Source organism: Candidatus Hodgkinia cicadicola (genome assembly GCF_002774925.1).
On record NZ_NXGO01000048.1, the window covers coordinates 1 to 6,689 of the forward strand.

The 6,689-nt window shown below is 32.4% G+C and carries 7 protein-coding genes; 2 read left to right on the plus strand and 5 right to left on the minus strand.

Annotated features, from left to right (window positions below; genetic code table 4):
* Nucleotides 1-891: 891 nt before the first annotated feature.
* The 4 genes from MAGTDC_RS05620 to MAGTDC_RS05920 all read right to left on the minus strand — a co-directional run bounded on the left by MAGTDC_RS05620 (nt 892) and on the right by MAGTDC_RS05920 (nt 3,860).
* Entirely contained in the window at nt 892-1,044 is a 153-nt protein-coding gene (locus MAGTDC_RS05620; protein ID WP_278046945.1) for a hypothetical protein, read from the minus strand.
* Nucleotides 1,045-1,067: 23 nt separating this feature from the next.
* Nucleotides 1,068-1,244: a hypothetical protein gene (locus MAGTDC_RS05625; RefSeq protein WP_278046946.1), complete on the minus strand. Its 177-nt coding sequence runs from the start codon at nt 1,242-1,244 to the stop codon at nt 1,068-1,070.
* Between the two features lie 679 nt (nt 1,245-1,923).
* Entirely contained in the window at nt 1,924-2,100 is a 177-nt protein-coding gene (locus MAGTDC_RS04795; protein ID WP_192573119.1) for a hypothetical protein, read from the minus strand.
* 1,469 nt (nt 2,101-3,569) lie between these two features.
* Nucleotides 3,570-3,860: a large ribosomal subunit protein bL28 gene (locus MAGTDC_RS05920; protein ID WP_146656908.1), complete on the minus strand. Its 291-nt coding sequence runs from the start codon at nt 3,858-3,860 to the stop codon at nt 3,570-3,572.
* 2,221 nt (nt 3,861-6,081) lie between these two features.
* Here MAGTDC_RS05920 and MAGTDC_RS04800 point away from each other — a divergent pair.
* The gene (locus MAGTDC_RS04800) at nt 6,082-6,216 is read left to right on the plus strand and encodes a hypothetical protein (RefSeq protein WP_278046947.1); all 135 of its coding nucleotides are present in this window, start codon (nt 6,082-6,084) and stop codon (nt 6,214-6,216) included.
* Here MAGTDC_RS04800 and MAGTDC_RS02525 read toward each other — a convergent pair whose 3' ends face one another.
* The gene (locus MAGTDC_RS02525; protein ID WP_146656909.1) at nt 6,217-6,480 is read right to left on the minus strand and encodes a hypothetical protein; all 264 of its coding nucleotides are present in this window, start codon (nt 6,478-6,480) and stop codon (nt 6,217-6,219) included. It lies immediately after the preceding gene.
* Here MAGTDC_RS02525 and MAGTDC_RS02530 point away from each other — a divergent pair.
* The gene (locus tag MAGTDC_RS02530) at nt 6,475-6,666 is read left to right on the plus strand and encodes a hypothetical protein (protein WP_146656910.1); all 192 of its coding nucleotides are present in this window, start codon (nt 6,475-6,477) and stop codon (nt 6,664-6,666) included. The genes MAGTDC_RS02525 and MAGTDC_RS02530 overlap by 6 nt on opposite strands.
* The last annotated feature ends 23 nt before the right edge of the window (nt 6,667-6,689 follow it).

The following is a 6,689-nucleotide window of genomic DNA, read 5'->3' on the forward strand; positions in this document are numbered from 1 at the left end:
GTAACAACGAGATAATGTCTAAGATTTGTGTATATGTTACTTGTACGAACCATTGTTCACCTAATCTAAGCCAATGTTAACCGACTACATCATAACCTAATTAATAGCAATGAGTACCATGATCATGTGCTTTACTCGTTGATACCATGGTTGCTTCGAGATCGGACCATGGACGTTGGGAAATTGTTTCTTATCGAACAGATATCAGAGGTTTGAATCATCTTAACCATTATCTAAGTTCTAGTCGATTACTCCAATCTCTTTACTTCCTTCGAGGAAGTTGCCATCAATCGTACCAAGGTTGTATCCGACCACAAACATGCCAAACGTTTGATCAAATTCCAACATCCAAATGTATGAACAACCACCTGTTAGTATTATCATCTTAGAAACACATTATCTTCGGTCATGATGTGATAAATCGGTGATAGTTACAACCACAATTCAATCCTACCAACATCCGACAAAATTTCAACAATATCTTATGGAATACATCCGATCATAGATTGATAAATCCTAAACAAAGTTCTGGTTGAAATACCAACCACCAGATCATAGTCCATAGTTATCACTCCAACTTCATATTCAAGTACGGTAGATTGATTCCATTCCCCAGACAAATAACGAAACCTAGATTGGTATCTAATCTGTTTGAAACATCCCATACATCGTTGGCACGATGACAACAAAGTTGTTACCATCTCCATCACCTCGTTGTAATCGTCTAAACGTTGGTAATAAATACCATCACTAGATGGTTCATTCTAATGATCCGAATCTAATGGATAAACCGGACATATTCAACTGTATATCAGCATATGCTTAATCCAACAATCTGCCATGATGTTCAATAACCAATCAAACAATCGAAGTCAATCCTTGAACGGGAACCTATCAACCCATTCAAACTCTGAATTGAGACCATCATTGACAACAACAAGCCATAACATTCGGTTTATTAAGATAAAACATGAACATATCGTTGAGCTGATCTTTTATCACCAAAGTCATTGACTTAACCACCTCGAAACAACATCCGATCATGTCAAACATTAACCATATCGTTGTTATATCCCAATAATCAACCCAATCTTCACTACTTCGTTTAGCAACGAACCACTAACAACACAGAATTGATTTGTTCTTAGTATTTTAAACCGATCCATATACCCATCGTGGAACTTAACATCAACATTTGGTGTTGTTAATGAAATTTTCTTATCAATGGGAACCGAACGAAACATCTACCTTATCCGATAGAAATCAAGATCGGAATAAATAAACCATGTTCTTTATCAATACCTTTCCAATAAATCTACAACACACTTCTGAGCATGCAAGCCCTCCAGCTTGCCTTCTATCACCTCCGAATACAACATCAATGGGATCGGATCGTTTGTTTTATTGTCTAGATCTTTGATATGAACGTTTGATTATAATCCTGTTCCAATAATTGAACATAAATACTCTCGGAGATTATCAACCAACCTCAATGTATACACCATTAAACCATTACATAACTCCATCTTTCACTACATCCTCAATGTAGGATTTTGTACCTCGGTGTTGTGTCTAGAATATAAATACCATTCCAAACACATACATCAATCAAGGTAGATACTCTCCTTAGTTCTCCTACCTCTTCCCGATGATATCCTACCATGAATTAACTCTATGGTCGTTTAAATTCCACCTCAACAACCATCCTCTGTTATTTATAAATCGTTAACTAACAACGTTATACCTAATATAATCTCAATCCTACTATCATCGAAACCATCCTTGATACTGTATCTTTGGTTGTAATCTCGTTGGAATGTTGTATCGGACAACAGATAGTATAAGTTTCAAGAATTTATCTCGGTGTTTGTTCCAACATAGTAACTTACCTACCCCTCTGATGTTAACCCTCCTTTCAGGGTATTAATATAGTACCCAATCATTAGACACACCTCGGTTGTTGCGATTAACTCTTATCTTCGATGATAGACCATTAAGATCGGATATGTTTATAACATCGACCATTTGTTTCAATAGAACCATCAACCAATGTACTCGTTGTTTCGATCCGTCAACGTTCGGTCACAAGAAACCAGACACTACCGATACATCTTGGCTTTTAATAACCTTATCAGATCGGTATAGCTATTTGTTTGGAAATATTACTTAGAAATGGAACGGTTGTACTTCTTTAAACTGTTGTAATTTTGATCTTGTATCCAAGATTCGACTGACATTCAAGGTACATGATTTTAACCTTTATTTTGTTTTCTTAGTATCAGATATGGTGATTAAATTGTTATCGGGGATTTATAACACTTAGAGATGTATGGAGGTTTAGAACATTATGCCATGAGGTTTGATCTTGGTTGTTTTTATGAAATTAATTATCAGGTAGTGTTATAGGCCGTTGGATTTATAATTTTGTTAATAAATCATGACGGTTTGTTTCATGAATTAATATTTTACCATGAATGGTTAATTAAACGAGAAATAATATATACCCATCGAATTGATGGAACTGTTATCAGAGATCAACAACCATACCTTTAAAATTTATTAGTTAACATCACAACGCAGTGACAATTCATTTACATCCATTTCATTCAGAGTTATTTATAAACATCTTACTGAATTAAAAACCAATGGTGGTTTCTGGTTTTGTTTTTTTTCCGTTAAAGATATTCATGACTATGGTTAATATCGATGTAAAACGTTTAACTTTAATAAAAGATTAGAACCAAACGAGTATGACTGTTTACAGGTAATTGATCCAACGTTAGGATGGTTTTTATTCGGATCGAAAGGTTGGAACTTATGTTCAATTCCGATAACAAATTACAACGTTTGGTTCGGATGATGAGTGAACAAAGTTGTTTAGCAACACATGATTACCAAGATTGGCAACAACCACAATTGTCAACCTGTTGTTATTGATCATGGATGTTGTTAATATCATGTTATCAGTAATCATTTAAAACAGAACAATTAATGAATACAAAAAAAGTTATGAATAGGAATGGAATACCGAAGGTTAACTATCGGATCTTTTATTTATATCGATGACGTTGGTACTGTTTTGTTTTAAGCGGTAAACCACTAACAGATATCGTCATAAATCAGCTTCAAACATATTTAATGTTGATGTAATTCCTAGTTTTCATACTCCACTAAAATTGTTCTAGTTGTATCAACATCCACTTAAATATCTTCTGGATCAATTCATGTACAACTTTCTTGATGATTATTTTAATCAATCGATATGTTGTTTCATCGGTAAAATTAAACATCTAATTGTTGTTACTTTGTTGTGGTTTTAATGTAAATATAATGATTACTATCGTTCGTTACATTCACTATCCTTTCCGTTATCTTTGAGATATTCAATTCATCATCGATACCATCTTTATAACTTTTATAGTATCCACCATCGATCCTCGTTAACATTTTATTCAACTGATATCATGATCTTCAGAGGATATATCTTATAACCATCATCGAACAAAATGTTTGGATATCTATGGTGGTTTGGCAACAACAGATGATTAACAGCTAAAATATACTTGTTATTATTTTGTTAGTAGTTCATTGAAACAATTCTTGACCATATGACCTCTTAATGATTTAACATGTTCATGGATATTATCGTTGTTAATGATATAAAAGTCAATACCGCCATAATGTCTTATGAATTTTATTAACTTCATACTTGATTTAATGTAAATAAAATCATTCAATATAAACGACCAAAGTTTCAATTGTTTGTAGTTAACAGCAAATTTTCTTTTTGTCTTGTTATCTGAATAGCTTTTCTTGTTACCAAAGCCAGGTTTATGTTTCATCTTTAACATGTACTTCATGATTAGTGAGTGAATGGTTTAATGTGGTTAAATAAATATCTTTGATAAATGATATTAGTGTTTAATGAGATAATTGATTTGGTTAACGATGAATACATTTTACTAAAAACATTTGAAGCTAATACAACAACAAAATTATGAACCATCATGTACTGTTACAACGAAGTAAGTGTTAACATCGATTGGGATAATATCATCTGGGTGTTGAATATAATAAGATGTAAATAAATTCATAGAATAAGAGGTTAAGTGTCTTCGTTGGATACTTAGGAATTAGAGATCTATCGATATCGAAGATAACAACATGGATGTTTTGTTTTAAACATATATTTGAGTAATCAGTTGATAAAACTTTATATCTTTACTGATATATCGATAACGTATAACATCTATATTCCATAATCATATGGTGTATGTGAATTGAATCGATATACGTATTAATATATTGGAGATGACAATGATAGGTTAAATGATAATAAATCAATGATTCCCGAACAGGAATGAACATATATGGTAAAAGATTAGAATAAAATTAAATAAATGTTAACATGAGGTCTGTGACCTTGTATCGGTCATATACATCTAATTAATAACAGGGTATTAACACTTGTTGTTGGTTTTTGTTTAATAAATTTATAACCAATCCAGATTATGTTATAAATTGTTATCTAACATGTTTAAGGGTATAATTACAACATGATTTCATTGATATATCATATAATCTCAGATAACTTGTTGTAGGTTTTTGTTTGTTGAATTAGTTAATATTAACTTGTAATACTTAAATCACTTATGGGTTGGTAATGTTAATTCTTGTGTTTTACATCAGCATGGTTTTATTGATCGATTTAACCATCAATTACATTTCAAGGGTATCAGTGATATCACAAATGAACATTGGAATCACTTCTTTAAACATTAGTAAGTTAACGGTAATCTCATAGTTGGTTAACAAAATCCAGTGACCTTTACTTCGGTATAAATCACTAGTGTTTCTCGTAGAAGTGTTTGGTATCCAATTCAAGAGTTAAATATTATGATAACATATTCATTGAAACATCATAGAAATGATCTGTTACCCCGTTGTCATCGATGATCCGGAAGATGTTATTTCGTTGTTGAAACATTTAGGTTGTTTGTTACTGATCTGTATGGAACCATTGGACTATCGATTAGTACTGAACGTTTTGTTGACAAAAGTTTGTTTGTTTATGTGTATGTTTTGTTTGTATGTTAATCAATGGATTCGGATAATTTAAACGAACGATGGTTGATGTGTATCGGCATGGAGATATCGGAGCCATGAGTTAATTGGATCAATTGTTAGTTCTTATATTCGGTTTAATTTATAATTCAAGTGATAAATGAAATGATTTAAACAACAAAATCGGAATGAAACAAGTTAGATCCGAATATGATAATTATGTTAAGTTGTTATAACATATGTTTACCTTATTATTAAGGATGTGGTTGGTTTTATTTAAGTGGTACGTTGTCTGTTAAACAAAAATGTTAAATACTTAATTCAACTTAAATTCAATCGTTCTTGTAAATGACAATTGTCGTTTCTTCTAACAGATGAATATTTTAATCATTAAACAACTTTGGTCATATCTTGTTAGTCATGTATCCGTTGATCCTTTTGGTGTGTACGGATGTTATCCTTTAGATTGAATACATTTCAATTAGAATTTTTTGTTAAAAACTATTAGTTATTGTTTGGGATAACATCATTGATCGATGAAAACATCCATTCGGTAAATAAAGATTAACTCTTTAACATAATCCTAAATATTTCAATGCTATTATGATTCCAATTTATCATTTGAAACCATCATGGAACTAATACTAAACTTGTGTTGTATCGATCCAAAATTTCAATGTAACCAATCTAAACACATATAATTTAAACCGCATTAATCATGTTACTGCTTGATAAATTTTAATATACATCATAGTTTGTTGAGACCATTAGTTGATTTCTTGTTATTGTGTTTGTCTTAACGGTTATCCATTAGAACTTATAAAATTAACACTATCTGTACAGATCCGGCATGTCCGTTGTTCATTAATATCCAGATATACCTAGATAAATCGTTGTATCACTTCTTGCAACGACCAAATAACTTATGCTTGGATACTAGAACATATCTCTATGATTAAACATCTTTAGTCCATTATCTTTATCTGAAATCGAGTGTTGTTGTTTAACTCTAGCCTTTTGATAAAGGCATCAGCAAAATCCAAACGTTTGATCGAATCAATGAAGTCATGTTACCATGAATTGGACTTGGTATCGAACCAAGTCAGTAAACTTCAAAATGTTTTAACAACACATACAATGGATAGTCATTAATTATGCCACTGTCAACCTAACCATAATAAGATTTACATCAATGTTTGAAGTGATGTCCTTCGGACCTAGGTTAACCATAGATCTAGGTCGTTTGATTCTAAAGGTTGTAGATCGGAGGAATGGAGACCTCTGATGAGGTCCGTTGGAACCAAAGGTTGTCATTGGTAATCATTGTGGTAGGTTAATGAAAGGGTTGGTTCAGATACTTAGATCGGTGTTAACCAATGTTGGGACCCTCAGGTCAAATCCCTCATCTGGATGCATCCCTTTGTTTGGGATGATCATCGGGATTTGAGTTGCCATTCCTATCTTAATATTCGAGGAATTTTGGCAACGTCCATACCCTTCGGGTCGAGTGTTACTCAGATCGTTGGTTGTATGTTTTGGCCCCATGGAGAGGGGCATCGGAACATGAAGGATCGACTGAAGTCGGATCTACATCGTTGTTAACTGCCATTTAAGCGCAACAAAAT